Here is a 26,519-nt window from a genome sequence, read left to right on the forward strand (position 1 = left end):
ACAAATAAAAGGCTGCACCATCGGTGCAGCCTTTCTTATGAAAAAACTTTGCGTAATGTAATTTAACTAAACCTAACTATGAATTATTTGCGTTGGAAATTTCTTGTTATTTCGCTCCCCAGTATTCGTTGGAAGTCATCCAGCTTTCGATAGCCAGCTTGTTGTCTTTTTCCTGTTGTCCACCGGTCCAGTAGTTATCAGATGACATCCAGTTTTCGACGGTTAGTGGACTGTCTGAGAAATTAGCTTGTTCTTTTACGCCCCAGTAATTTTCACTGCTCATCCAATCTTCTACCTCGAGTTGTTCATCTTGCTCACTTGCTCTCCAGTAGTTATCGTTGCTCATCCAGTCTTCTACTTTCAATTCGTTGTCGTTCAGTTCTTCGTTGAGTAAGACCGCCATCTTTTCAACGTTTGTACTGTTCATTGCATTTACCGGTGAAAGCATGGCTACAAAGCCAGAGATTCCCTGAGCGTTGGCGATGTTCATTACACTTACTGTCAGAACCATCATGAAGGTTACGATGACCTTTTTTGCTGAGTTGTTTGCTTGTGTTTTCATGACGTTATCTCCTATTCTTTAATGTTTTTGTTTTTTGTCCGTTTGACCAGCTTTAAACAGGAAATGTGCCAAAAAATGCATTTGTTTGTAATGTAGTGAGTTGTGATGTGTTTTGTGTTTTTTGTGAGGAGGGGGAGGGTCAAAAAAATGAACGCTAAAGAACAACATGTGTTCGATTTCGGACAATAAAAAAGGCTGCCCCGTTTAAGGCAACCTTTTATTTTGGGATTCTTGATGTCAAGCTTGTTATTGTTTCTCGAGGAGCCGAAGCACATCGTCTACTTCCAGGTTGTGTTTGTCCCGGATGATGAGGGAGGCTTTTTCGTAAAATGGCGCTCTTTTTTGCAGGTTCTCGTCGATGAACCGGGTGAGCTCCTCCCGCGATTTTCCTTTAATCAACGGGCGTTCATTTTTTGATTTCAGCAATCGTTCAACCAGAATTTCTGTCGGTGGAGCGATGTAGATCGTGGCACCTGTCCGGTTCATCAATTCCATGTTTTCGAAAAAGCAGGGAGCTCCACCACCAGTGGCTACCACCAGGTTTTCAAAATCGGCAATCTCCTCCAGGGCCTTTTTCTCACACAAACGAAAACCTTCTTCCCCTTCCTCGGCAAATATGGTGGGAATCGTCCGGAAATTCCGCTCTTCAATGTATTTATCCAGATCGATAAAACAGAGATTCAGACGCTGGGCCAGTTTTCGGCCTAGCGTCGATTTTCCGCATCCCATATATCCGATCAGGTAAATTTTCACAGGCAACTCCGTTTTTCCGTATTATTTGTCGAATGATATATCTAATTGGTTTTCGTCGTCTTCATCGTCATCCGGCTGGTTGATTTCCATCGGAACATCATCGTCATCTTCCGCCTCGTGTTCATCCTCATCCTTGATGACCGGTTCAATCTCTTTGATATTCGATACCGTGAAATTGGTCAGACGTTTTCCTTTAGCCTTGAACGATTTCACGCCGATGAATTCGGCTACTTCGATGATTTCATCATCCCGTTCTTTGCTGTCGCCACCAAATTTTAGCTCCAGCCGTGGGTACGTGACCCAGGTGATACTGACCAGCTTGTTATCCAGGTTGTCGCCAATAAAGCGGCATTGCTTGTTGCTGCTGTCATCGATTTCAAACCGTTTCACATAGTAGTAATTCTGGTCGGCGTCCCAATAAACTACCGAGGCTACTTTGCCTTCGTGGTATTTTTCGATGGACAGGATATTGTTCTCGAAGTGATTGGTTAAATCGTAGGAGTAGAGCTGGAAATAACCTTCTTTGGAAATTACCAGAATCTTGTCCTCTCCGCTGAATTCACCCAGGTATTTTCCGCGTCCGTCAGCATTCAAACGAAGTACATCGCTATCGAACCAGATTTTCCGTCCGCCCAGCGTTGAAGTGCCTTTTTCCTTCAGGCTGACCTTGTGAATGTCGTGCTTGGTGACGAGGTTACCCATGGCGCTCCGCCCTTTGATAGCCAGTTCACCCATGTCGATTTCCAGCGTCAGCTTCTTCAGACGGGGCCTTGGCTTGAGCATTACTTTCAATACCTCCGCTTCGCCGTTTGGATTGGCGCTGAAATACAGGATTCGGGTGCCGGCTGTTCCTTTGGTCATGTTGTATTCTTTGTCGCGGGTCACCCCGGTAACGAAGAAACGTTTCATGTAGGTGTTGCCGGCCCGGCCATCGCGGTATACCAGGTTGTAAATGGTCCGTTTGTCGTTTTTCTTGAAAACGGCCAGGTGCAGAATATCTTTCCCGATGAATGCTTTTTCCGAAACGTGGGTAATATAATAGCTACCGTCGCGACGGAAGATAATGACATCATCGAGGTCGGAGCAGTCGCAAACATATTCTGCTTTTTTCAGCCCGGTTCCCAGGAAACCTTCTTCGCGGTCGATGTACAGTTTCTCATTGGCAACAACCACCTTCGAGGCTTCAATATTTTCGAAGCTGCGGATTTCGGTCCGGCGCTCCCGTCCTTTTCCGTACTTGGTCTTCAGTCGCTTAAACCAGTCGACGGTATAATCGACGATGTGTTCGATGTTGTCAACTACTTTGGCAATTTCTTCCTCGATGGAAAGCAGGTGATCGTTGGCCTTGTCGGAATTGAACTTCAGAATCCGGGCCATACGGATTTCCATCAGCTTGAGGATATCGTCGCGGGTAATGTCCCGTTTGAGTTTGGGCTTCCACGGATCCAACCGTTTATCGATGTGCTTCACGGCTACATCCATCGACGAAGCTTCCTCGAACTCTTTGTCCTTGTATATTCGTTCTTCGATGAAAATCTTTTCCAGCGAGGCAAAATGCCACTGCTCTTCCAACTCACTCTTCTTTATTTCCAGTTCCCGTTTCAGCAACTCGAGGGTTGAGTTGGCCGAACGTTGTAGAATGTCGGTAACGGTCAGGAATTCCGGCTTGTCATCGTGAATGATGCAGGCATTCGGCGAGATGGAAATCTCACAATCGGTAAAGGCATAGAGGGCATCGATGGTTTTATCGGAACTGATTCCGGAAGCCAGATGGACGAGAATCTCCACGCGGTCGGCGGTGTTGTCGTCAATCTTCTTGATTTTAATCTTGCCCTTGTCGTTGGCCTTGATGATGGATTCGATGACCGATGTGGTCGTTTTCCCGTAAGGTATTTCGGTAATGACCAGTGTCCGGTTATCCTGTTTTTCAATCTTCGCCCGAATCCGGACAGCACCGCCACGCAAACCATCGTTGTAACGCGATGTGTCCATGTAACCGCCCGATGGGAAATCGGGATACAGTTCAAACTCCTTGCCGCGCAGGTAAGCGATGGAAGCATCGATCAGTTCCACAAAGTTGTGGGGTAATATTTTCGAGGCCAGTCCAACGGCAATTCCTTCTACGCCCTGTGCCAGCAATAGCGGGAATTTCACCGGAAGGGTAACGGGTTCGCGGTTACGACCGTCGTACGAAAGTTGCCAGTTCGTGGTTTTGGGATTGAAAAGTACCTCGAGGGCGAATTTCGACAGGCGCGCCTCGATGTAACGCGGGGCAGCGGCACCGTCGCCCGTGAGCGTGTTTCCCCAGTTTCCCTGGGTGTCAATCAGCAAATCCTTTTGTCCAAGCTGTACCAGCGCATCACCAATCGATGCATCACCGTGCGGGTGGTACATCATGGTTTGCCCGATGATGTTCGCTACCTTATTGTAACGGCCGTCATCCATCTGGCGCATGGCATGCAAAATACGGCGCTGTACGGGTTTCAGCCCGTCGTCGACGTACGGCACAGCCCTTTCCAAAATCACATACGAAGCATAATCGAGGAACCAGTTTTCGTACATCCCCGACAAATACTTGACATGGTGCATATCTTTTTTGGAATCTTTTGCGCTGTCATCTTCCGGCTCACCGGTTGGCAACTTGTCTTCCTCTATACTCATCTATGGTCTAAATCGTTTAGGGTTGAATTAATTGTCCGTTTTGCTTCTACGTTAAACTTCTACTTCTATCTCGTCCTTTTCAACATAGAGGTTGTCGATAATGAACTCCTGTCGTTCGGGCGTGTTTTTCCCCATGTAGAAAGAAAGCATGTCGGAAATCGATTCGTGTTTGTTTAGTATCACCGGTTCCAGGCGAATGTCGTCGCCGATAAAGTTCTTGAACTCATCCGGCGAAATCTCACCTAAACCTTTGAAGCGGGTGATTTCCGCTGTATTTTTTAGCTTCTTAATCGCAGCTTCTCTTTCCTGGTCCGAGTAGCAATAATACGTAACTTTTTTATTCCGTACCCGGAAAAGGGGTGTTTGCAGAATATACAAGTGTCCTTTCTTAATCAACTCCGGGAAGAATTGCAGGAAGAAGGTAATCAGCAACAGCCGGATGTGCATTCCGTCCACGTCGGCATCTGTTGCGATGATGACCTTGTTGTAACGCAGTTCATCAATTCCCTCTTCAATATTCAGTGCTGCCTGCAGTAGGTTGAACTCCTCGTTTTCGTATACCACTTTTTTGGTTAACCCGAATGAGTTGAGAGGTTTTCCGCGTAAGCTGAAGACCGCCTGCGTATTCACATCGCGCGATTTGGTGATGGAACCACTGGCCGAATCACCCTCGGTGATGAATATGCTGGTATCGTTCTTCCGCTCGTCGTTCGAGTTGTAATGAACGCGGCAGTCGCGCAGTTTTTTGTTGTGCAGGCTCGCTTTCTTTGCCCGTTGCTTGGCCAGCTTTTTAACGCCCGAAATGGCTTTCCGCTCCCGTTCCGATTCCTGGATGCGGCGAAGTAATACCTCGGCTGTTTCCGAATTTTTATGAAGGTAATTGTCCAGCTCTTTCTGTACGAAATTAATGATGAAGTTCCGCACCGAAGGTCCGTTCGGGCCAATGTCTTTTGACCCCAGTTTGGTTTTCGTTTGCGATTCGAAAACCGGTTCCTCTACCTTGATGCTGATCGCTGCCACAATAGAGGCGCGTATATCGGAGGCGTCAAAATCTTTCTTGTAAAAATCACGGACGGTCTTCACGATGGATTCCCGGAAGGCAGCCAGGTGCGTTCCGCCCTGCGTGGTATGCTGTCCGTTCACAAAAGAGTAATAATCTTCGCCGTACTGGTTTCCGTGCGTGATCGCCAGTTCGATGTCTTCATCCTTCAGGTGGATGATGGGATAAAGCGATGGCTGGTCGAGGTTCTCTTCCAACAGGTCGAGCAAACCGTTTTTGGAAAGGTATTTCTCGCCATTGAAGTTAATGGTCAGGCCGGCATTCAGGAACACGTAGTTCTTGAGCATGCTTACAACGAAGTCTTCAATGAAATGGAATTCCTTAAAGATGTCTCCGTCCGGCACAAAGCTCGTTAGCGTACCATTGGGCTCGTTGGTCGAAGCGATATCAATCTCTTCCACTAACTCTCCCTTTTCAAAAATAACCTGTTTCCCTTTTCCGTCGCGGAAAGCGCTGATGGTAAAGTTGGTCGCCAGCGCATTTACAGCCTTGATACCGACTCCATTCAATCCGACCGATTTCTTGAATACCTTGGAGTCGTACTTGGCACCTGTGTTCATTTTGGAAGCCACTTCCACCAGTTTTCCCAGCGGAATCCCGCGTCCGAAGTCACGCACAGAAACAAGCTCGTCGCTCACTTCCACGTCGATTTTCTTTCCAAAACCCATCATGAACTCATCGATGGAGTTATCGATGACTTCCTTCAAAAGCACATAAATCCCGTCATCGGGAGACGAGCCGTCGCCCAGCTTCCCGATATACATCCCTGGTCGTTTCCGGATGTGCTCTTTCCAGTCCAGTGTACGGATGGAATCTTCTGAATACGTTGGTGTCATTTTCGATCGATTTTGGACAAATATAACGAAATTAAGGTGCGATTAAGAAACTCCGATTCGCTTGAAATAAACAATCTGCGGTTAATAAACGGTTTATATCCGCCTTTTTTGACGATGATTTCAAACAGATATTCAGCCCGATAGGAATCGATTGACAGGACTGTTAATATTATGTTTTAAGAGGATTCTTCTCCGGTTCGTTGGAGAGAGGCGCTCCCCAAAGCTGCTCTGTGAGATTTAGAACGATACCAGTGTAACCCGATATGTTTTTACTACTTCAGAGAGGCGGCTTAAAGTCACGTTAAAGCTCCCATACACATTGTGGGTTCGATCCGCTCAGTTTGAGGCTGTCAGCTTTGTTTAGTGCTCCGGCTAAACTCCTCTGCCCAATTGGGGAGAGGCTGGGTGTGGGGTTTCAAACCCATTTTTTAATTAACGATAAAAAGCACTAATTTCAGTGGCCGGAAGGCAGGAAATCAGAAGTGAACACCTAACAATTAAACACCATGGCATCCAAGCAGGAATTTGTGGACTTCGTCATCGAACAGATTGAAAAGGCCGGAGAAATAACGGCCCGGAAAATGTTTGGCGAATATGGCATTTACGCCGATGGAAAATTCTTTGGAGTAATTTGCGATAATAAGCTATTCATTAAGCCGACCAACGCAGGACGCGAATTTATTGGCAATGTGGTGGAGGCTCCTCCATACGAGGGGGCAAAGCCGAGTTTCCTGATTGAAGACAAACTTGAGGACCGGGCGTGGTTGAGCGAATTGGTTCGGATTACAGTAAAAGAACTGCCGATGCCCAAACCAAAAAAGAAGAAGAAATAACGGTAGATTATAGAAGAAAATTCATCTCAAAGTATGTTGTAAAAGCGGTGGGGATACCATCATTTAATTTCTTTTGATGGTTGTAAGTGCAATAATGTCAGAGGTCTCCTTTTCAGAAAGTTTACCATTCATTCTACCGCTTTTCCTCTTTTACCTGGACATAAATAGGTTATTTGTTCATTATCTGTCCGTGTTCATGAAACATGAACAAAAGAAAAAGTTGAACATGAAAGAGTAAGCTATCATGCACACTCAGAATTATGTTCCAATCCGTTTGCTGATGAGCAATACAATGCAGCAGACAACTCCGAATCGTATTTTTTTTAGTTTTTATTGGATTTTAACACGTTAACTTGTCGGAAACATCTATTTTCGCAGGCAGATTTTGCGTCGTACGATGTTCATGCAGAGAGAAGAAGCGCGTACCGCCATGTAATGAAGTGAGAAGAGGAGAAGAATGCTGGGTTCAGTTTTGTTATACCAAATGAGCTTTTTTGTAGCCGCCATTCCGGTGGCGTCCGTTCTGTACGGAGTAACCAAGGGAAAATTCAAGTACCGGGTGATGCACGAAAAAATTCGTTTTAAAAATCTTCCGGAATCGTTTCGCGGATTGAAGATTGTTCAGATATCGGATATGCACCTGGGGAGTTTTAGGCGGAAATACGAACAAATTGCCAAAGCGGTGGAGATGATCAATGAGCAGGAGCCCGATCTGATTTTCTTTACCGGCGATTTGGTGAATAACTTTGCCGAAGAAACCGATGGCTGGGCGCCGGTATTGTCTAAAATGAAAGCCAAATACGGCAAATACTCCATTCTGGGGAACCACGATTACGGCGACTACTCCGAATGGGAAACCCCCGCAGCCAAAGAGAAGAACCTGAAAGCCATTAAGAATTTTCACAAAAAGATAGGTTTCCGGTTATTGATGAACGAATCCGAAAAGCTGACCATCGATGGCGAAGAAATTGCGTTGGTTGGTGTCGAAAACTGGGGCAAGCCTCCGTTTCCCCAACATGGCGATCTGAACAAGGCGCTGGCGAACGTCGCTCCGGAACAGTTTAAAATCCTATTGAGCCATGACCCGTCACACTGGGATGAAGAAGTGCTGACCGGTACCGATATCGACATCACTTTTGCGGGACATACCCATGGAATGCAGTTTGGCATCGAACGGGCCGGCATCAAATGGAGCCCCATACAATACAAGTACCCGCGCTGGGGCGGACTGTACCGCCACAATAAGCAATACCTGTACGTTAACCGCGGATTTGGCTACCACGGCTTCCCGGGCCGTATTGGCATGCCCCCCGAAATTACCGTGATAGAGCTGGCGTAAACTCAAATCCCCTTTCCGGCAATAATTCCCCATTTGCCGTATCCGAACAGCCCGGGCGCACCACTGAAATTGGATTTAATTGCCGCCTCCACGATATAAATTGGGATTCGTCGGTGGGTTGATGATCGAAGAGAGAGTGGCTTTAGCCTAATTCTGCATGACGCTTTATCGTTGGAACTGTGCACTGGTGTCCTTCTGCCCAAAGGAATATTTCAATGAAAATTTAAGTTCTGTTCAAGCTCCGGCCTCTCGGGGAAAATTCCCAAGTCCAACAGGGGTACAATTTGTCCCCCACTACCCTAAAATGCTGAAGTTGTCAAGCGAAGAAATTCAACGCTCCGGCCTGACTCCTCTCCCCAATTTGGGGAGAGGCCGGGAGTGGGGCTAATATTCCCACCTTTTGATTAACGATAAAAAACGCTAATTTCAATCGCGTGAAGTACGGGATGGATGGACACGGGATGAATCCTTAAAAAACTATTACTTCCGAAGGGAACATATAAACTCAAGTTAGCGGTTATTTAATGAGAATAATCTGAAAGGTTAATACAGAAATTGATTTGAACAATAATTGAAAACAGATAAGGAAAATATTGATAATAACTTTTTGAATGAACTTCAGGATAGCATTAGCATATACAAAAAATCTGCTCCTGAAATGTACCTGAATTTTATAAATATTGACACTCTTGTTGATGCCGGAAATTACATTAACAACCTGAAACCGAAATCAAGATACAGAGAGTATAAAAAACAAATTTTGAAATTTGTTGAGGTTTTAGCGCAAGACGATACTTTGCAGAAAAAGGACATCGTTGAATTAAATCGTATTTATCTGAACTCTCTAATTATTGTTTTAAAGAGGGATCATGGATTTAAAGAAAAAGATGATCGGTTTTGGGCAGGAGCTTTTAACCTTGCATTAGATCTGATTTTGATAATTACTGGAGTTGCAAAATATTATTATTATGTGCCAGTATTCACAATAACAGCAGTAATTCGGAATTCCAGGAGTATTCAAAGAGCAAAGAAAGAAAACAAATATCTTGACTTATAAAGACTAGAAGGATCGCGTATATTTTTCATTAAGGTTTTAGTATTATACGTAATCCGCAGCAAAGTTTAATTTACCGTCACTCTCACCCGCATCCCCAGTTCACATCCTAGCCACAAACCTTGCCATCCAACCATCTGCAACTGAGAAAACACGACAAACTATGTAATAAAGAGAGTAAGTTAACTAATAAGAACGATCAGAGGAATAATAAGGACGGGTAGCAATACAATAAGCACGTATTGAAATCATAGAAGCACGAAGAAAAATATAATATCCACGGTAAGTAAAGTTGTGGAAACGAATAGCAGGACAGAAAAAAGTGTTTTATTTTTCAAATAAGGAGTAAATCGCCTAACTTGTATAGGTCATTCAAAACCGAACCCATGCTAATCTACAACTTCGAACGGATTTTTAAGGCAAGAGGTATCGTCCGGCCGTTCACTTATCTGAAAAATGCGGGCTTCTCCGATAATTTTGCCACACGGGTTAAAAAGAACAAGGTGGCCCGGCTCAACCTTCGCGAAATCGAACGGCTCTGCGTGCTCCTGCGCTGCACACCCAACGATTTCTACGAGTGGACGCCCGACAAAAACACGCAGGTCGATTCGGAGCATCCGCTCAACAAAATAAAACGCTCCGATAAAGTCATCGACCTCACCCGGATGCTCAATTCCATCCCGCTCGAACAACTCGACGAGGTGGAGCAACTGATCAAAGAGAAAATAGAGAAAGGCGAGGCGTAGTGGTCTCGCTTTTATGACTGGCCGTTTCCGGGAATAATGCCCATCTGCCGCATCAGGAAGGTCGCGTTCATGGTGCGGGTCACACCCTCGTACAGCTTGTAGTCGAAGGTGAGTCCTTCGGAAGAAAGGTTCACCTCGAAGCATTGGTTGCGCAACGTTTTGGGGTGCTTCTCGTGCAACTCGGTCAGCTTCAAATCGTGCGTGGCGATGATGCCCATTCCTCCGTTGAGGATCAACTGTTCAAGGTATTGTATGGAGCCGCTGAGTTTGTCTTCGGAGTTGGTTCCCCGCAGGATTTCATCCAGGATGATGAAGATTTTTCCTTTCTCTTTCAGGGCTTCCAGGATAACTTTCAGTTTTTTCAGCTCGGCAAAAAAGTACGACTCGTGCCGTCCCAGGTCGTCGTCGGTGCGCATGTGGCTGTAAAGCGGCATCGGCGTAAAGCGGAACTCTTTCGCGCAGACGGGCGCTCCGGCCATCGCCAGCACCAGGTTCACCCCCACGGTGCGCAGGAAGGTGCTCTTCCCGGCCATGTTGGCCCCGGTAATGATGACGAACTCACCGTTTCCGTCAATCAGAAAATCATTGTCTATTCGCTCGGTTTCCCGAATCAACGGGTGGCCGACCAATGTGGCATTTAATGCATGGCCGTCATTCTCCGGGACGGGGAAAGTCGTTGACGGTCGGTTGTACGCAAAGTTGGCCAGACTATTCAGCGCATCGAACTGCTCAGCGGCCTTCAACCATTGCGGCAGCAACGTGGCATTTTTCCGGTGCCATTTCAACAACGCCAGGCTGCAGTTGATGTCCCACATCAGAATGGAGTTAAACAGAAACACCGTGATCATGTTGAGCCGCGCTTCGAAAAGCTTGATAGTCTTGTTCAGGCTTTTTATTTCAGTGCTTGCCTTTCGCGGTGTGATGAGCATCTGGCGGATGGCCTGTGTTTCTTCTGCCGCGAATGTTTCGTTCTCGATTAAATCGAAGAGTTTCCGGTACTTATTTAGGAGTGCTGAGTTTTTCCCAAAGTTGTCGAAGAAAAACGCTAGCACTTTACTGCGAATTCCAAACAGGATCCATTGCACATAAAAGGTAATCATGTACTGGCCGAAGGTAATTTCGCCGGCAATGAGCAGCCCGATGGCAACCAGGGTGAGCAAGGGAACAACGATGCCGGCTATCCGGAAAAACGTTTCGCCCGGGAACTTCACCTCGATATCCTTCCAGTTTTTGATGGTCTCGATGTGCGCATCATCTTCGTGATAGAGCATGGCACTGGCCGAAAAGGTCTGTCGCCACGATAGTTTCTCGGTCAGCTCCTTGACCGCTTCCTGCCGCGCTTTGATTTTTTCCGGCGAAAGCATCATGTTCTGGAGCCAGCTGGCCAGTCGCCGGCTTCCCACCGAAGTGGTCGTCCGGTTCAACATGCGGAAGAGGGAAAATTCACCGAAGAGGTCCAGATCAAAAGAATAGGGATGCTCGGATTGTTTGTACTCGTTGCCCGGCCCGAACGGCGAAAAATCAAAACCAAGCGCTTTCAATTCGTTGCGGTTGACTTCGATGTAATTCTCCTGCATTTGCTTAACCTCCGAAAGTTCGGAGTATCGTTTCATCAGGAAAAGAAAGGCGCCGATGAGCACAATGGCCAGCCCGACGATGAGCAAAGGCGACGCCATCCGGAGTTGGTAGAGCAGAATCAAACCGCCCATAAAAACAATCAAACGAAGAAACGACAGCAACCGCAACCATTTGTTGGTTACGGTCAGTTCCTGTTCAAACTTCTGTTGTCTCTCCTGGTAAATCTTTTCGGCGGATTGACTCATTAGGCGAACATGTGGTGTTTGAGGAAAAAGTTAACAACCAGCATCGAGAACCCAATCACCACGAAGGCCGCCAGGATGATGTTGTACACCCGTTTATTCTCCAACGGAATAATGAATTCCGGCTTGCGCGGCCGCATAAATACTTCCAAAAATAACAGCAATCGGTACATTCCCCAGCCGATGAGGCTGCCCAGGATCATCCCGCCCAAAATATCGCCGGGATAATGAACGCCCAGGTAAATGCGGGTGGAAGCAATGAGGAGTGACCATGTAATCATAAAAAAGGAGAAGAGCCGGTTACGGAACAACAGGACAGAGAAGATAGCGAAGCCAAAGGAATTGGCGGCATGCGCCGATACAAATCCGTACAAACCTCCCTTTTTAAAGAAGTTGTGAGCCAGTGGAGCCACATAGGGATCATGCGAGGGCCTTAGTCGCTCGATGCCGTGCTTCAAAATCCCGGACCCCTGGTCGGCCAGAATAATCAACAGCGTGATGACCAAAAATACCAGCAGTGACTTTCTTTTGTATTTCCGGATGATGGTGATAAATATGACCAGGTAAAAAAGCAGCCACATTTCCGTCCGGGTAAAAAGGGTCATGGTGTAATCCCAAAAGCTGTTGTGAAAGCTGTTGAGGTAGAGGAATAACTCCGTGTCCCATTGGTTAAGCGTTTCAATAATACCCATGTGAATTTCTTTGTAACATTCGTTATAAAGGGGGACTTGTTATCTTGAATCTGCTCCAAAATACGAAGAATCGCGGTTTTTGCAATGCTTGTATTCCGACTTAATAGTCGTTCAGTGTTTTCCAGATCTGGTCTTTCAGTTCCATAATACCCATTCCGGTAACCGAAGAGATAAACAGGTGTGGGATTCCCTCCAGTTCATGACCAATCTCTTCCATCAACTGTTCGTCGAGCATGTCGCTCTTGGAAATGACCAGGAAGCGCTCCTTATCCAGTAATTCGGGATTGTATTTTTCCAGCTCGTTCATCAGGATGCCATATTCCTTCCGGTGATCATCGCTGTCGGCCGGAACCATGAACAACAGCATGGAGTTCCGTTCGATATGGCGCAGGAACCGAAGTCCGAGGCCTTTCCCTTCGTGGGCGCCTTCGATGATTCCGGGAATATCAGCCATCACAAACGATTGGTTATCGCGGTAGCCGACAATGCCGAGATTGGGAACCAGCGTGGTAAACGGGTACTCGGCAATTTCTGGCTTGGCAGCCGAAACGACAGATAACAAGGTCGATTTTCCGGCGCTGGGGAAACCTACCAACCCAACGTCGGCCAGCACTTTCAATTCCAGGATACGCCAGTGTTCTTCGTAATCTTCTCCGGGTTGTGAATACCTCGGCGTTTGGTTGGTCGACGATTTGAAATGCACGTTTCCCAATCCGCCGCGACCACCTTTAGCCAGGAAGCCCGTTTCGCCGTTTTTGGTAATTTCAAACAACACTTCACCGGTTTCGGCATCTTTGGCAACCGTTCCCAGCGGCACTTCGACGATGACATCATCTCCGTCTTTGCCCGTACTGGTTTGTCTGCCACCCGATTCGCCGTGGCCGGCAAAAATATGTTTCTGAAACTTCAGGTGCAGCAAGGTCCACATCTGTGCATTTCCACGCACAATCACGTGACCGCCACGGCCTCCATCGCCACCATCGGGCCCGCCTTTGGGCACAAATTTTTCCCGCCGCATGTGACTGGAACCTGCACCGCCTTTTCCTGAGCGGCAAAATATTTTAACGTAATCTACGAAGTTCGATCCTGCCATATTCAATCTCTGTTGAGGGCACAAAATTACACCCTTAATTTGACAATGCGAAAAGCATTTACGCTTTGTATCACGAGAAAGGAAAAATGTTTTCCTGAAAACTAAAGAAGGCCGCCTTCCTTTTCGAAAGCGGCCTTCCTTTTGGTGTTTTTCGTTTCTCGTTAAAGCGCTTCAACTGACTTTACCAGCCGGTCGGCAATTTGCTCAATCGTTCCCATGCCTTCCACCGGAACATATTTGTCCTGTGCTTTGTAGTATTCAATCAGCGGTGCCGTTTTGTGTTCATACACAGAAATCCGGTTTTCGATGATCGACCGATCCTGATCATCAGAACGACCGGAGGTCAAGCCTCTGTTCAGCAGCCGGTCAATCAGTTCCTGGGTTTCTACTTTCAGACAAAGCATGGCAGACAAATCGGTGCCATGCTCTTCCAGCAGCCGGTCGAGCGCCTTTGCCTGGGCTACTGTCCGGGGAAAGCCATCGAATATAAATCCGTGTGCCGCAGGATGGGCATTCAGCTTTGCTTTAATCATGTCGACAACCACAGAATCGGGCACCAATTCTCCCTTGTCAATGTTTTTCTTTGCTTCGATGCCGAGTTCGGTTTTGGCAGCAATTTCAGAGCGCAACAGATCTCCCGTGGAAATGTGAATCAGGTTGAAGTTTTTTTCCAGAAATTCAGCCTGCGTACCTTTTCCCGCTCCGGGGGGTCCAAAAAGAACTAAGTTAAGCATATCCTTTTTATCTAATTGATGTTTTGGTTTCCGGAAGTCAGGCCCATCGGCTTACAAGTTACTATTTTTAGTCAGGTACTAATGTGTAAATGTCCTTCAGGTTACGGCCTCGCCCGTCGTAATCAAGACCATAACCTACGATGAAGTCGTTGGGGATTTCCAGCCCAACGTAATCCAACTTTGCTTCGGTTTTCAGCGCGTCGGGTTTAAAGAGCAATGTAGCCACTTTTACATCAGCAGCTCCTTTTTCTTTTACCTGGCGCACTACATCGGTAATGGTAAAACCACTGTCAACAATGTCCTCAAGTATCACTACGTTGCGGCCTTGCAAATCTTCATTCAGTCCAATCAATTCTTTCAAATTGCCCGTTGATTGGGTGCCTGAATAAGAGGCCAGCTTGAGGAACGTGATTTGAGCGTCCAACAACTCCAGTTTCTTCATCAGGTCAGCTGAGAAAATAAAGGAGCCGTTCAGAATACAGAGGAAAATTACTTCTTTCCCTTCCAGTTCGCTTTTCATTTGGTCGGCCATTTTTTGGATGGCCTCTTGAATTTTCCCCTCAGGTATGGAAATTTCAAATTCTTTGTCCCAGAGCTTAATCCGTTTCATTCTTCTTACAGTTAACCTTTTTAGGTATCAGGATTTCCCCATTGCTTCATCCGGTGAGTTCTTTTTGATTGGACAGTTATTGAGTTGAATTTGAAAAAAATATGACAAGTCATTCTTCCAAAAACCGGCCGGAAAAAACAGAACCCGGGCAAATCGCCAGGGCCGGATAAACAAACCTCAGAACTCCTTAATACAAGCTTGAAATTTCCGGACAAAGATAATCAAATCTTTTCGTTAGTAACGGATATTTGCGGTGAGTAAGTGAGAGATTTTTAATGCATTTCTATTTTTTGGTGTTATTTTTATCCGGTCAATTTATGAATTGTATTAATCAACCAATAAATAGTAAAATGATGGAACCAAAGGTTAGTATCATTATGGGTAGCACCTCCGATTTACCAGTAATGGAAGGGGCTGCCAAGATTCTGGATGAATTCGGAATTCCTTTCGAAATGAACGCGCTTTCGGCTCACCGTACACCGGAAGAAGTGGAAAAATTTGCTACCAATGCCGCCGACCGGGGAATTAAAGTAATTATTGCTGCTGCCGGAATGGCTGCCCATTTGCCGGGTGTTATCGCTGCGATGACCACGCTGCCGGTTATCGGAGTACCGATTAAAGCCAGCCTCGACGGTTGGGATTCCATTCTGTCTATCGTGCAAATGCCTCCGGGTATTCCTGTGGCAACCGTGGCTGTGAACGGAGCCCGCAATGCTGCGATTTTGGCTGTTCAGATAATGGCTACCGGCGATGCTGAACTGGCGGAAAGTTTCAAAGCGTTTAAAAACGATTTGAAAAAGAAAATTGTGAAAGCAAATGAGGAACTGGCTACCGTGAAGTACCAGTATAAAACGAATTAAACATTAGGTTTCATTCCTCATTTTTTCGTAACTTATTCATAGTTTTTCAGGGGGCCGATGGTTGTTATGCAACCACCGGCCTTTTTTCACCCGTTTTTAGTTGACGAAATTGGAATGCATCAAACCACTAACCTGACATTTAACCTTTTTGTCTGCTTCTTTCTTCTCTCGACCACACCATTGTTCGCTCAGACCGATCTTTTGGACTCAGACAGTTATTCCATTTCAGTTGGTGGCGCCTCTGTCACTTTAGAAACTCCCTTTGCAGCATTTTACAACCAGGCCGGATTAGCGGAATTGGAAAGCGTATCGGCAGCGGTGCATTACCAGCAACTTTATTTGACGAACGATTTTACCGAAATGTCGGGTGCGGTTTGTTTGCCTCTCAAAACAAGTACGTTCGCATTGAGCGTTTGGCAGACAGGAATGACCGGTTACCACGAAAGCCGGTTTGGTTTGGCATTTGCTAAAAGATTGGGACCACGGTTATCGAGCGGGTTGCAATTCAGTTACTACATGATGGATTTTCCGGAAAACGGAACAGCCAGAGGAACCTTCCTTTTCGAGATGGGGGCTCGTTATGAATTTCCGGGCAAGCAAACGCTGGGCATTCATTTGTTCAATCCGTTTGGTGCCGGCATACAGTCCAACTTCAATCAACGTTCCATACCTGTTGCACTCAAAGTTGGAGCTGGATTTCCGTTGGGTGATAAGCTGAAAACTTACCTGGGAATTTCCGGCGATATGGAAGGGAATTACAAACTACACGGTGGTTTCGATTATCAACCTCACGAGCATTTCTCGCTGCGGGGAGGACTTTCCGGCAAACCGGTGCGTTATGCTGCCGGGTTCGGTTACCGGTGGAATTTTCTGCAAACCGATCTGGCCGTGTCACACCATGCTCTGTTAGGATATTCACCGTCTGTGTCACTCACGTTTAATCTGTAGCTGATGATCAAGGAGAAATGGCATATTGTCTTGCTGATACTTTTTATTCCGCTGTTTCCAATCGATTCGGTTGGGCAGGAGCGTTCGCGGGAACAGGAGATTGAGCAGGTCATCGAATCGATTCGGGAATCGGCTGAAGATGAAACTGAATCCGCTTTGATTCTGGACGATCTGACTCACCTGGCGGAGCAACCGCTGAATGTCAATTCGGCAACAGCAACGGATTTGGAGAAACTGCATTTTCTGAACTTCTCACAGATTGCCACGATTATTAACTACCGTGAAAAACATGGCGAGATTTTGTCATCGTACGAGTTAAATACCTTACCCGGATTTACTCCCGACATTGTGGCGCGAATCAGGCCGTTTATCTCTTTCGCGCAGCCATCAGCTGAAGCCGGAAAATATCGAAGACGGGGAAGAAGTTACCTGCTTTTAAAAGGGCAACGACTGTTTCCCGAAAGCCGGGGATATGAAAGTGCATCCGCTTCGGAACCTCCAAAATATCCGGGAACGCCGGAACGGTTTTATACCCGCTACCATTATGAAAAAGCCGAAAGTTGGTCGGCGGGATTTACCGCAGAGAAAGATGCCGGCGAGGAATTCTTTGCCGGTGACAATTCCAACGGATTTGATTTTTATTCGGCCTTTGTTTCAGTTCAGGGGAAAGGCGTCATTAAGCAGGTCAATATCGGGGATTTCTATATCCGAACCGGACAGGGCCTCAATTATTGGTCGGGCATGGGTGCGGGCAAGTCTGCTGATGTGCTGAATACCATGAAGTCCGGACAAGGTATTCGCGCTTACACATCAACCGATGAAAATCGCTTTTTTCGCGGTGGTGCATTAACCCTGGGGCGTGGACCGTTTGAGATGTTTTTGTTCTTTTCGGATAAAAACCGGGATGCCAATAAAGTGTCGGAGGAACCACTTGTTTTTACTTCTCTCCAAACTTCCGGACTGCACCGGACCGAAGGAGAACAGGTGGATAAATTGTCGTTGAATGAAAGAGTGTTTGGCGGATACGCGCAGTTAAAAACCAACCATTTTCGGATGGGCATCACTTACAGCCGGCAAATGTTCGACGGTGAAATACAGCCGGGAGACGATTTGTATAAGCAGTATTATTTTCGAGGCAACACCAACGAACAGGCGGGAATTGACTACCAGCTGGCATTTCCTTCTGTCCAACTTTTCGGCGAGGTGGCTACCAGCGAGAACGAGGCGGTGGCCGGAATTCAGGGAATTGTCTGGCATCCCCATCCGCAAATCGGAATTTCGGCGGTATACCGGAATTACTCCCGTTCATTTCATTCGTTCTATGGAAATGCATTTGGCGAAAGTTCGGGTGTCAGGAATGAAAGTGGATTTTATTTGGGGAGCGAAATACTTTTGGCTCCGAAACTAAGAATGGATTTTTATGCAGATGCCTATCATTTCCCATGGGTACGCTCGTATGCGTCGTCACCCGGTTCGGGCACCGAATTGTTTTCTCAACTGACCTGGTCGCCGTTATCTACGTTTGAATCTTATTTGCGCGGAAAGACAGAAACGCGGCCGGACAAAATTTCGGATGGTGGTACCGTTTCAACAGACGTGGATGAAACAACTACCCGTGTTCGGCTGGATACTGATTGGGATTTATCGGAAACTGTCACGTTGCGGAACCGGGTTGAGTATGCGGGATATAAAAAAGCTGATGATACGGAAAGCGGTTGGCTCGCTTTTCAGGACCTGGTTTTTCATTTGGAGAAAGCGAAGACAGAGTGTTGGATTCGTTATGCTTGGTACAATACCGATGGGTACAATTCCCGGATTTACGCCTATGAAAATGATGTTTTGTATCATTTTTCCATTCCTGCCTTTTATGGCAAAGGACACCGGATGTATCTCAATTTGAAGTGGGCTCCCGACCGATGGTTAACCGTTTATTTGAAAGGTGGATATAGTTTGCGTCCCGGTATGGAAACCTGGGGCTCGGGAAATGATGAAACAGAAGGCGACTCACGTGTTGATATTCGGGCACTTCTGCGCCTGAGATGGTAAATCCTGCTGGAGTCAGATGTTGCAGAGCAATCTGTTCATGGCGCATTCGGGTAATTTTATACCTTTGCAAGACTGCTCGGAAATTTAAACTATTCTTGCAATACAATGCAATCCGAAAAAAAATTTGATGAAATCAGGCCTTACAGAGACGACGAAGTTGCGGAAGTGATGAAGCGACTGGTCGCTGATCCCATTTTTGATGAGGTGCTGATGACGCTCTATCAAACCCGCGAGCGTGTAGAGGAGATCAAAGGTGCCCTCCTGTTGACGGATAACGTTGACGATTTTCAGACACGCTTTATGTTGCCGTATCTGGATAAAATCATTGAAAACAGTACCGAAGGAATTAGCATTGGGGGGCTGGAAAATATCGACCCGAACAAAAGCTATGTTTTTATTTCCAATCACCGCGACATCATTCTCGATGCGGCTTTGATGAATGTGGAGATTAAAAAAGCCGGCCTGAATACCACGGAAATTGCGATTGGCAGCAACCTACTGATCTATCAGTGGATTACCGATATGGTAAAGCTGAACCGGGCTTTTGTGGTGAAACGGAATATTCCCGTGAAGCAGATGTTGATGGCTTCTAAAACATTGTCGGAATATATTCGGCATTCGATACAAAACCGCGGCGATTCAGTCTGGATTGCGCAGCGTGAAGGACGTACCAAAGATGGAAATGACCAGACGCAGGTTTCGGTCCTGAAGATGATGAACATGTCCAATGGGACTGATTTCGAAACGGGTTTCAGGGAACTGAACCTGGTGCCGCTTTCAATTTCTTATGAGATTGAACCTTGCGGGAATGAAAAGGTGGCCGAGTTGCTGAAGAGACAGAATGATCCCGATTTCTCGAAAACGGAGAAAGATGATTTGTGGAGCATGGTGAGTGGTTTGAAAAATCAGAAGGGTCACGTACATTTCGAGTTTGGTAAACCCGTTGTGGAACCGCTGGCTGATATTGCTAAGATTGGCAATACCAACAAGGCACTTAAGGCGCTTTCGGAATACATTGATGTGGAAATTTACCGGAACTTCAAGCTTTGGCCGAATAATTATATTGCCTACGATATTTTCTACAAGACACAGAAATATTCTGACCAGTACACTGCAGAGGAAAAGGAGAAATTTCTCGATTTGACGCACCAGCGACTCAAACTGGTGAACGAGGATCGCGATGATGCCATGCAACTTTGGCTGGGGATGTATGCCGTGCCTGTTTTCAACCTCGAAAACTGTAAATGCCAACGGAAATAGATGAAGTTTTCGACCATCATCTGGGATTGGAATGGGACTTTGCTTGACGATCTGCATTTGTCGGTCCGAATCATCAATCAGCTATTGGCGAAGCGGGCACTGCCTGCACTTTCAACGGATCGCTACCGCGAAGTATTCACCTTTCCTGTAAAAGATTATTACCGCAGAATCGGGTTTGATTTTGAAAGCGAGCCTTTTGAAATTCCGGCCCGGGAGTTTATCGATATCTACAACCGGGACGTTCCGGATTGCGGATTACAGAATGGCGCAACGGATGTTCTCCAAATACTTCAATCAAAGAACGTACGGCAGTTGATTCTTTCGGCAATGGAGCAGGAGCCGCTTATCGAAAATGTGAAGCAAAACGACATCTTTCCCTTCTTCGAAATGATTCGCGGGTTGGACAATCACTATGCTGCATCGAAAATTGACAATGGAAAGCAATTACTTGAAGATGTGGCGGTTTCTCCGGAGAAGGTTCTGCTGATTGGCGACACGATTCACGACTTCGAAGTAGCGGAAGCCATCGGATGTCATTGCCTTCTGGTTGCCAATGGTCACCAGTCGCACGAAAGACTTGCCGAAACCGGTTGTGAGGTCATCGATTCTCTGAGCCATGTACCATCCCGTTTTTCCTGACTTTATTCCCTTTGTATTTCTGATATACTCGCTCCCGAAATTGAATCTTTTCAGTAAAAAACATTTTTTACTTACGATTTGTAAGTGAATTTTTCGTTACCTCCTTTTTCGAATCCTTTTTTCCTTTGATTAATTTGTAGTTTTGCTTTTGAAAAATTGCAACAGGTTAAACCGTTAAAGGAGATTGACCAATGAAAGTCTTGAAATTTGGAGGAACCTCGGTCGGTTCCGTTGAAAACATGCGCGCGGTAATGAAGATTATTGCCGACGGTGAGCGCAAAGTCGTTGTCTTGTCAGCCATGTCGGGAACAACCAACAGCCTGGTAGAAATTTCGGATTATTTATATAAACGGAATAAAGAGGCTGCATTGGGTGTAATCAGTGGACTGGAAAAAAAGTATTACAACGTAGTGTATGACCTGTTCGAAAAAAATGAGAATAAGGAGAAAGGGAAAAAGATACTTGAGACGCATTTCGAGACCTTAAAATCGTTTGCAGTTGGTGATTTTAGCGAAGTCGGTGAGCGGACTATTCTGGCTCAGGGTGAGCTGCTTTCTACCAATTTGTTCACCGTGCTGATGCAGGAGAATGGTTACAATGCCTACTGCCTGCAGGCACTCGATTTCATGAAGATTGACAAGGACAAATCTCCGGATAGTGCCTATATCCGAACGCATCTGGCCGAGCTGATGGAGAATTCTCCCAAGGCTGATTATTACATTACCCAAGGGTTCATTTGCCAAAATCCGGAAGGAGAAATTGACAATCTGCAACGAGGTGGTTCCGATTACTCGGCCACTTTGATTGGCGCTGCTATTAAAAGTGAAGAGGTTCAGATTTGGACAGATATTGACGGATTCCATAATAATGATCCACGTGTTGTCGATAAAACGCACCGCGTTGATTTTTTATCGTTTAACGAGGCTGCTGAGTTGGCTTATTTTGGAGCTAAGATTTTGCATCCGCAGACCATTCATCCGGCGAAGATTAACAACATTCCGGTTCGCCTGAAAAACACCATGGCGCCCGATAGCCAGGGAACTTTAATTACGGCAGAGTCGAGCGGTCCCGGAATTAAAGCGGTGGCTGCCAAGGATGGAATCACCGCGATTAAAATTCGCTCGGGACGAATGCTGAATGCCTACGGTTTCCTGAAGAACGTTTTTGAGATCTTTGAGTTCTTCAAGACGCCGATCGATATGATTACTACTTCGGAGGTAGCTGTTTCACTGACCATCGATAACGATCACCATCTGCCGGAAATTCTGAGAGAGTTGAGGGAATACGGCGAAGTGATTGTCGACGAGAAACAAACCATAGTTTGTATTGTTGGAGACATTGTGGCTGGCGAAAAGGGATATGCTGCACGCTTGTTTAACGCGCTGGAGGGAATTCCCGTTAGGATGATTTCTTACGGCGGAAGCCGCCATAATATTTCGGTGCTTGTCAACACCCGCGACAAACAAGCGACCCTGGAAGCACTTAGTTATAAAGTATTAAACGCATAATATTCGATGATAGATAACCGGTTTATTGAGAAATTCAAGGCACTTGAAACGCCTTTCTATTTTTATGATTTTGATTTGTTGCGCCGGACCCTCGACGAAGTAAAACAGGAGAGCAGTAAGTATGGATACATCGTGCATTATGCAGTGAAAGCGAATGCAAACGATGCTTTACTGAAAGTAATCCGCGATGCAGGCATGGGAGCCGATTGTGTGAGTGGCAACGAGGTTGCCAAAGCAATTGAAATTGGTATTCCCCGCGAAAAAGTGGCTTTTGCCGGTGTTGGGAAGAGCGACAAGGAGATTCGTACTGCGCTCGAAAACGATATTTTCAGCTTCAACTGCGAGTCAATTCCGGAAATTGAGGTGATTGATGAGTTGGCTGGAGAAGCCGGCAAAGTAGCGCCGGTGGCCATCCGCATCAACCCCGATGTGGACCCGCAAACGCATGAATACATCACAACCGGATTGAAAGACAATAAATTCGGAATTAACCACTGGGATTTTGATGAAGTGGGGCGCCGGCTTCGTTCGTTAAAAAATATCCGGTTAACGGGAATACATTTCCACATTGGTTCACAAATTACCGATATCTCGGTGTTCGAGCAGCTTTCGCTGAAAGTGAATAAAATTCAGGAGTGGTTCGTAGAAAACGGATTTCACCTGGAACATATTAATGTGGGGGGTGGCTTAGGCATCAATTATGAAAATCCCGAAAAAGAGCCGATTCCGGATTTCAAATCCTACTTCAAGGCTTTCCACGACAACCTGGAGTTGCAACCGGGCCAACAACTTCATTTCGAGTTGGGGCGCTCGCTGGTAGCACAATGCGGACATTTAATTTCCAGGGTACTTTACGTGAAGAAAGGGCTCGAAACCCAGTTTATGATTCTGGATGCCGGAATGACAGAGTTGATTCGTCCGGCTTTGTATAAAGCAAACCATAAAGCCACGAACCTGACTTCGAATGGAGAGTTGGTGAAATACGATGTGGTGGGCCCGATTTGTGAATCGTCTGATACATTTTCGCGCGGAACGCTCATGCCGGTGGCAAAAAGAGGCGATTTAGTAGCATTGCATTCTGCCGGAGCATACGGAGAATCGATGGCTTCGACCTACAACATGCGTGACATGGTGAAAAGCTATAATTCAGACGAATTGTCGAAATAAGAAACTAACATGAATAAGAAAAGCCGGCTTTGTTAACAAGGCCGGCTTTTTTATTTTGAGCATTGATATTTTTAACTCAGAATTTTGTCGCCAAGAAATGATGAGTACATCCAAACCAGTTTTTCCTGCTCGCGGATGTAATCGCTCATCAAAGCGTTGGTACCTTCATCGCCGGCTTCGTCCGAGTCAGCGAGAATTTCCCGTTGCAATTCGATAATTACTTTAAAAGCGTTCAGGATTTCGGCAACGCTTTGGTTTCCATCAGAAATATCGGTTACCTCTTTTACCGTGCTGTTTTTCAGGAAGTCAGTGTAGCTATGAAACGGAGTATTCCCGAGTGTCAGAATTCGCTCTGCGATTTCATCGTTCTTCAGTTGTAAATCATTGTACAATTCTTCAAACTTAATGTGAAGTTCGAAGAATTTGTCGCCTTTGATGTTCCAGTGAAACCCTCTGACATTGATATAAAATACCTGGTAGTTGGCCAGAAGTTGATTCAGTTTTGCTGAAAGATTTTCGGCTTTCTCTACGTCTAATCCAATTGCATTTAGGTTCATATTCATAACGTTTTCGATTTAAAATGATTAATAATGAGTTTTCTCCTCTGGTTAGTCATGGAGGTGTAGGAAAAGTTTATTTCTCTTATGTATGATGCATCCAGGCATTGAGGCCCTGCATAATCATATCGATTGAAATTGTTCCGATGACCAATGCAGTTATTCTACCGGAAATATCAAAATACCGTTCGATCAGTTCCTCGTTCTTGGGTTGAATGTAATCGTGCAGTCTCTTTAGCAAAATCATGATGGAAACCGAAACGGCAATAGCAATGGCGATGGACAAAACTGAGTCGATCCTGTCCAAATGTTCACCAATAACGACACTGTAACTGATGGTTCCCGGTCCAATCAGGATGGGCATCGCGATAGCACCGGCTACATATTTCGACTCTCCCCGCAGACCTTCAATGGCTGTTCCACCTTTGAACACAAACTGCAGTCCAATGAGCAGAAAGACGATCCCGCCAAATATCTGGAATGATGCGAAGTTGGCATGAATGACATCCGAGAAAATGACGTCTCCAAGCAGTGCAAATACGATGAAAACAAATGTGCTGATGATACCTGCCCGAATCAATACATTCCGGAAACGAGCCATTGATAGTTTTCGCATGATGTCTATTAAATAGACAATTACCAGAAAAGGGTTCAGCAGGATGAGCAGAAATGTTGAGTACTTAAGAATCTCAGTCATTGGAATAGTGAATCTTTTAAAATTTACTGATGAACAACCGACAAGAGATTGGGGATTTTGGTGCCCCGGCCGGCTAAATATGTAGTCTCTATTTAAACATACAATCTCATCTCATAATTGTTTTGTTTAATTGAAGGCAAAGTTCAGGATGGTAGTAATGCTAAGAAATTGTTAATTGGGGATTTATACTTCACTCTTTCTTATTTTAAATTTGTCTAATTAATAATAAGCTTTAATTTTGTCCGTCGATAACATGATGAGGTAATGAATCTCTATATCTCTCCCGAGCTGATTAAGCGGGTAGTTGTCGTAGCTAGTTGTTTAACAGACTGGTTTTGGAGAGAGTAGTTTCGCCACAAGAGATGACATTAGTCTAATAATCGTAAGTCAAAAAGCCCTTCGCCAGAGGGCTTTTTTTGTGCCCTTTTTCGAACGGAAACAGGAGGATTGCGTAAATTACCCTTTCATAAATCAGTTCACTGTAGTATCATGAGCAGTAAAAAAGAGAATATTCTTTTCGGGTGGATGATTGCCGTTTTTGCCCTGACAACTGTTGTTATCCATTTGTTGACCGCTTATAGTTATGAGTTGCATCGCGATGGGATGCTGTACTTTGCCATGGGAGATCATCCGGCAACAGGATACATATCAACGCCGCCACTTATAGGTATAATTTCTTTCATAATACGATACACAGCGGGGTATTCTGTTTTCGCGATTAAGCTGGTGCCTGCTCTTTTGGGGGCTGCTTCACTGGTGACTATCGGATTTTTGGTGCGGGAAATGGGGGGACGATTGCTGGCCGTTTTTATTGCCGAAATGACTTACCTCACGTCATTGGTATTTCTTCGTTCGAACGCGCTGTTTCAGCCGGTTTCTTTCGACGAATATTTCTGGCTGCTGACTTCTTATCTCTTCATTCGGTTAATCAATCGAAACGAAGAGCAGTTGTGGCCCTGGATTGGTTTTGTTGTAGGAATTGGTTTTCTGGCTAAATACTCCATCTCGTTTCTGGTACTTGCCTGGGGAATTTCCCTTTTGTTGAGTCCATATCGAAAACTGCTCTGGAGTAAACAGCTGATATTGGGAATTCTAATTGGCTTTGTGATGATACTTCCCAACCTTATCTGGCAATACGAGCACGACTGGCCGGTTGTCCATCATATGGTCGAACTGCAGCGCACGCAGTTGGTGAATGTGACGTTGTCGGGATTTTTATCGTCGCAGCTGTTGTTTCATTTCACGTCATTCTGGGTATGGATAGTTGGATTCCTGGTTTTGCTATTTGCCCGGAAAGAGAGGAAGTTCCGCCCGGTAGCTGTTACCTTTTTATTGGTATTGCTTATCCTGATTCTGTCACGAGGAAAGTCTTATTATACGCTGGGAGCTTACCCGATGCTGTTTGCTGCCGGTGGTTATGTAATGGAAAAATACCTGACGGGAAAATGGAGATGGATAAATTTTGCATTGCCTGTTCTATCGGTTTTGATACTGATTCCGATTCTGCCGCTGGCGCTTCCCGTTCTTCCGATTAATAAAATGGCGGCTTATTGCCAATCCGCAATTAAGGTGGCAGGCCCGGGTATTATCACCTGGGAGGATGGCAAAGTGCATAATATTCCGCAAGACTATGCCGATATGACTGGCTGGAGCGAGCTGGCCAGGCTGACTGCTAAGGCTTATCATGAACTGACTCCGGAGCAACAAGCTAATTGCCATATTTTTGCGGAAAATTATGGCGAGGCGGGTGCTGTTCATTTTTACGGACATGCTTATGACCTCCCCGAACCGATTAGTTTCGATGATAGTTACTTGTTGTGGGCTCCTGATTCTCTCGGAAACGGAGCGTTTATTTATATCAATGACGAAGTGGGTGATATTGATAAGTTATTCAACTCTTATCGGGAAATTGGAGAAATTCATGATGTCAACTTCCGTGAAAACGGCCTGAAGGTTTTTTTATGTGCCGATCCGAAACCGGGAGCCCAATCATTTTATGCCGCTAAAGCTGATGAATTAAAAAGTATGTATCGTCGTTGAGTGA

The 26,519-nt window shown here is 45.7% G+C and carries 23 protein-coding genes; 12 read left to right on the top strand and 11 right to left on the bottom strand.

What is annotated here, in order from left to right; genetic code table 11:
• Positions 1–106: 106 nt before the first annotated feature.
• From GJU87_RS20675 to GJU87_RS20690, 4 genes are all read right to left on the bottom strand, one after another.
• Positions 107–562 carry a hypothetical protein gene (locus GJU87_RS20675; protein WP_153641201.1) on the bottom strand — a complete coding sequence of 152 codons (456 nt, stop codon included), beginning with the start codon at positions 560–562 and terminating at the stop codon, positions 107–109.
• Positions 563–808: 246 nt separating this feature from the next.
• Positions 809–1,315, bottom strand: coding sequence for a shikimate kinase (locus GJU87_RS20680; protein ID WP_153641202.1), 507 nt, complete (start codon positions 1,313–1,315; stop codon positions 809–811).
• A gap of 21 nt (positions 1,316–1,336) precedes the next feature.
• A complete protein-coding gene (locus GJU87_RS20685) occupies positions 1,337–3,976 on the bottom strand; it encodes a DNA gyrase/topoisomerase IV subunit A (RefSeq protein WP_153641203.1) in 2,640 nt (879 codons plus the stop codon).
• A 51-nt stretch (positions 3,977–4,027) separates the two neighbouring features.
• Positions 4,028–5,872, bottom strand: coding sequence for a DNA topoisomerase IV subunit B (locus GJU87_RS20690; protein ID WP_153641204.1), 1,845 nt, complete (start codon positions 5,870–5,872; stop codon positions 4,028–4,030).
• A gap of 506 nt (positions 5,873–6,378) precedes the next feature.
• On the opposite strand from GJU87_RS20690, the gene GJU87_RS20695 reads away from it, so the two are divergent.
• The 4 genes from GJU87_RS20695 (at position 6,379) to GJU87_RS20710 (ending at position 9,844) form a co-directional block, all read left to right on the top strand.
• A complete protein-coding gene (locus GJU87_RS20695; protein WP_153641205.1) occupies positions 6,379–6,705 on the top strand; it encodes a TfoX/Sxy family protein in 327 nt (108 codons plus the stop codon).
• 484 nt (positions 6,706–7,189) lie between these two features.
• Positions 7,190–8,044 (top strand): metallophosphoesterase, encoded by an 855-nt coding sequence (locus tag GJU87_RS20700; protein WP_194831602.1) that lies wholly within the window; start codon positions 7,190–7,192, stop codon positions 8,042–8,044.
• A gap of 571 nt (positions 8,045–8,615) precedes the next feature.
• Positions 8,616–9,101 carry a hypothetical protein gene (locus tag GJU87_RS20705; protein WP_153641207.1) on the top strand — a complete coding sequence of 162 codons (486 nt, stop codon included), beginning with the start codon at positions 8,616–8,618 and terminating at the stop codon, positions 9,099–9,101.
• A 383-nt stretch (positions 9,102–9,484) separates the two neighbouring features.
• A complete protein-coding gene (locus GJU87_RS20710; RefSeq protein WP_153641208.1) occupies positions 9,485–9,844 on the top strand; it encodes a helix-turn-helix transcriptional regulator in 360 nt (119 codons plus the stop codon).
• Between the two features lie 11 nt (positions 9,845–9,855).
• Here GJU87_RS20710 and GJU87_RS20715 read toward each other — a convergent pair whose 3' ends face one another.
• From GJU87_RS20715 to hpt, 5 genes are all read right to left on the bottom strand, one after another.
• Entirely contained in the window at positions 9,856–11,667 is a 1,812-nt protein-coding gene (locus GJU87_RS20715; RefSeq protein ID WP_153641209.1) for a hypothetical protein, read from the bottom strand.
• A complete protein-coding gene (locus tag GJU87_RS20720; protein WP_106543169.1) occupies positions 11,667–12,356 on the bottom strand; it encodes a phosphatase PAP2 family protein in 690 nt (229 codons plus the stop codon). Before GJU87_RS20720 ends, GJU87_RS20715 begins: the two co-directional genes overlap by 1 nt.
• A gap of 100 nt (positions 12,357–12,456) precedes the next feature.
• A complete protein-coding gene (gene obgE / locus GJU87_RS20725) occupies positions 12,457–13,449 on the bottom strand; it encodes a GTPase ObgE (RefSeq protein ID WP_153641210.1) in 993 nt (330 codons plus the stop codon).
• A 161-nt stretch (positions 13,450–13,610) separates the two neighbouring features.
• Positions 13,611–14,183 (bottom strand): adenylate kinase, encoded by a 573-nt coding sequence (locus GJU87_RS20730; protein ID WP_153641211.1) that lies wholly within the window; start codon positions 14,181–14,183, stop codon positions 13,611–13,613.
• Between the two features lie 67 nt (positions 14,184–14,250).
• A complete protein-coding gene (gene hpt / locus GJU87_RS20735) occupies positions 14,251–14,793 on the bottom strand; it encodes a hypoxanthine phosphoribosyltransferase (RefSeq protein WP_153641212.1) in 543 nt (180 codons plus the stop codon).
• 353 nt (positions 14,794–15,146) lie between these two features.
• On the opposite strand from hpt, the gene purE reads away from it, so the two are divergent.
• The 7 genes from purE to lysA all read left to right on the top strand — a co-directional run bounded on the left by purE (position 15,147) and on the right by lysA (position 23,221).
• Positions 15,147–15,653: a 5-(carboxyamino)imidazole ribonucleotide mutase gene (purE, locus tag GJU87_RS20740; RefSeq protein WP_106543165.1), complete on the top strand. Its 507-nt coding sequence runs from the start codon at positions 15,147–15,149 to the stop codon at positions 15,651–15,653.
• Positions 15,654–15,767: 114 nt separating this feature from the next.
• Entirely contained in the window at positions 15,768–16,601 is an 834-nt protein-coding gene (locus GJU87_RS20745; RefSeq protein ID WP_153641213.1) for a hypothetical protein, read from the top strand.
• 3 nt (positions 16,602–16,604) lie between these two features.
• Positions 16,605–18,647: a helix-hairpin-helix domain-containing protein gene (locus GJU87_RS20750; protein ID WP_153641214.1), complete on the top strand. Its 2,043-nt coding sequence runs from the start codon at positions 16,605–16,607 to the stop codon at positions 18,645–18,647.
• Positions 18,648–18,752: 105 nt separating this feature from the next.
• Positions 18,753–19,907 carry a 1-acyl-sn-glycerol-3-phosphate acyltransferase gene (locus GJU87_RS20755; RefSeq protein ID WP_153641215.1) on the top strand — a complete coding sequence of 385 codons (1,155 nt, stop codon included), beginning with the start codon at positions 18,753–18,755 and terminating at the stop codon, positions 19,905–19,907.
• Complete coding sequence (locus GJU87_RS20760) at positions 19,908–20,546, top strand: HAD family hydrolase (RefSeq protein WP_153641216.1); 639 nt, start codon at positions 19,908–19,910, stop codon at positions 20,544–20,546.
• A gap of 191 nt (positions 20,547–20,737) precedes the next feature.
• Positions 20,738–22,054, top strand: a complete 1,317-nt coding sequence (locus GJU87_RS20765; protein ID WP_153641217.1) for an aspartate kinase — start codon at positions 20,738–20,740, stop codon at positions 22,052–22,054.
• Positions 22,055–22,060: 6 nt separating this feature from the next.
• Positions 22,061–23,221 (top strand): diaminopimelate decarboxylase, encoded by a 1,161-nt coding sequence (gene lysA, locus GJU87_RS20770; RefSeq protein ID WP_153641218.1) that lies wholly within the window; start codon positions 22,061–22,063, stop codon positions 23,219–23,221.
• A gap of 71 nt (positions 23,222–23,292) precedes the next feature.
• Here lysA and GJU87_RS20775 read toward each other — a convergent pair whose 3' ends face one another.
• Together GJU87_RS20775 and GJU87_RS20780 are read right to left on the bottom strand one after the other, a co-directional pair.
• Complete coding sequence (locus GJU87_RS20775) at positions 23,293–23,784, bottom strand: Dps family protein (protein ID WP_228492069.1); 492 nt, start codon at positions 23,782–23,784, stop codon at positions 23,293–23,295.
• A 79-nt stretch (positions 23,785–23,863) separates the two neighbouring features.
• Entirely contained in the window at positions 23,864–24,475 is a 612-nt protein-coding gene (locus GJU87_RS20780; RefSeq protein ID WP_153641219.1) for a MarC family protein, read from the bottom strand.
• A 489-nt stretch (positions 24,476–24,964) separates the two neighbouring features.
• Between GJU87_RS20780 and GJU87_RS20785 the strand changes: the two genes are divergently transcribed.
• Positions 24,965–26,515, top strand: coding sequence for a glycosyltransferase family 39 protein (locus GJU87_RS20785; RefSeq protein WP_153641220.1), 1,551 nt, complete (start codon positions 24,965–24,967; stop codon positions 26,513–26,515).
• Positions 26,516–26,519: the final 4 nt, after the last annotated feature.

Origin of the sequence: Prolixibacter sp. NT017, from assembly GCF_009617875.1 — a bacterium.
Taxonomy (GTDB): Bacteria; Bacteroidota; Bacteroidia; order Bacteroidales; family Prolixibacteraceae; genus Prolixibacter.

What these genes read in the sequence shown, in the direction of transcription:
- hpt (WP_153641212.1), bottom strand. Translation starts at nt 14,793, where the DNA reads ATGAAACGGATTAAGCTCTGGGACAAAGAATTTGAAATTTCCATACCT.
- GJU87_RS20730 (WP_153641211.1), bottom strand. Translation starts at nt 14,183, where the DNA reads ATGCTTAACTTAGTTCTTTTTGGACCCCCCGGAGCGGGAAAAGGTACG.
- lysA (WP_153641218.1), top strand. Translation starts at nt 22,061, where the DNA reads ATGATAGATAACCGGTTTATTGAGAAATTCAAGGCACTTGAAACGCCT.
- GJU87_RS20700 (WP_194831602.1), top strand. Translation starts at nt 7,190, where the DNA reads ATGAGCTTTTTTGTAGCCGCCATTCCGGTGGCGTCCGTTCTGTACGGA.
- GJU87_RS20785 (WP_153641220.1), top strand. Translation starts at nt 24,965, where the DNA reads ATGAGCAGTAAAAAAGAGAATATTCTTTTCGGGTGGATGATTGCCGTT.
- GJU87_RS20760 (WP_153641216.1), top strand. Translation starts at nt 19,908, where the DNA reads ATGAAGTTTTCGACCATCATCTGGGATTGGAATGGGACTTTGCTTGAC.
- GJU87_RS20695 (WP_153641205.1), top strand. Translation starts at nt 6,379, where the DNA reads ATGGCATCCAAGCAGGAATTTGTGGACTTCGTCATCGAACAGATTGAA.
- GJU87_RS20775 (WP_228492069.1), bottom strand. Translation starts at nt 23,784, where the DNA reads ATGAATATGAACCTAAATGCAATTGGATTAGACGTAGAGAAAGCCGAA.
- purE (WP_106543165.1), top strand. Translation starts at nt 15,147, where the DNA reads ATGGAACCAAAGGTTAGTATCATTATGGGTAGCACCTCCGATTTACCA.
- GJU87_RS20755 (WP_153641215.1), top strand. Translation starts at nt 18,753, where the DNA reads ATGCAATCCGAAAAAAAATTTGATGAAATCAGGCCTTACAGAGACGAC.
- GJU87_RS20750 (WP_153641214.1), top strand. Translation starts at nt 16,605, where the DNA reads ATGATCAAGGAGAAATGGCATATTGTCTTGCTGATACTTTTTATTCCG.
- GJU87_RS20685 (WP_153641203.1), bottom strand. Translation starts at nt 3,976, where the DNA reads ATGAGTATAGAGGAAGACAAGTTGCCAACCGGTGAGCCGGAAGATGAC.
- GJU87_RS20690 (WP_153641204.1), bottom strand. Translation starts at nt 5,872, where the DNA reads ATGACACCAACGTATTCAGAAGATTCCATCCGTACACTGGACTGGAAA.
- GJU87_RS20765 (WP_153641217.1), top strand. Translation starts at nt 20,738, where the DNA reads ATGAAAGTCTTGAAATTTGGAGGAACCTCGGTCGGTTCCGTTGAAAAC.
- GJU87_RS20780 (WP_153641219.1), bottom strand. Translation starts at nt 24,475, where the DNA reads ATGACTGAGATTCTTAAGTACTCAACATTTCTGCTCATCCTGCTGAAC.
- GJU87_RS20710 (WP_153641208.1), top strand. Translation starts at nt 9,485, where the DNA reads ATGCTAATCTACAACTTCGAACGGATTTTTAAGGCAAGAGGTATCGTC.
- GJU87_RS20720 (WP_106543169.1), bottom strand. Translation starts at nt 12,356, where the DNA reads ATGGGTATTATTGAAACGCTTAACCAATGGGACACGGAGTTATTCCTC.
- obgE (WP_153641210.1), bottom strand. Translation starts at nt 13,449, where the DNA reads ATGGCAGGATCGAACTTCGTAGATTACGTTAAAATATTTTGCCGCTCA.
- GJU87_RS20745 (WP_153641213.1), top strand. Translation starts at nt 15,768, where the DNA reads ATGCATCAAACCACTAACCTGACATTTAACCTTTTTGTCTGCTTCTTT.
- GJU87_RS20715 (WP_153641209.1), bottom strand. Translation starts at nt 11,667, where the DNA reads ATGAGTCAATCCGCCGAAAAGATTTACCAGGAGAGACAACAGAAGTTT.
- GJU87_RS20675 (WP_153641201.1), bottom strand. Translation starts at nt 562, where the DNA reads ATGAAAACACAAGCAAACAACTCAGCAAAAAAGGTCATCGTAACCTTC.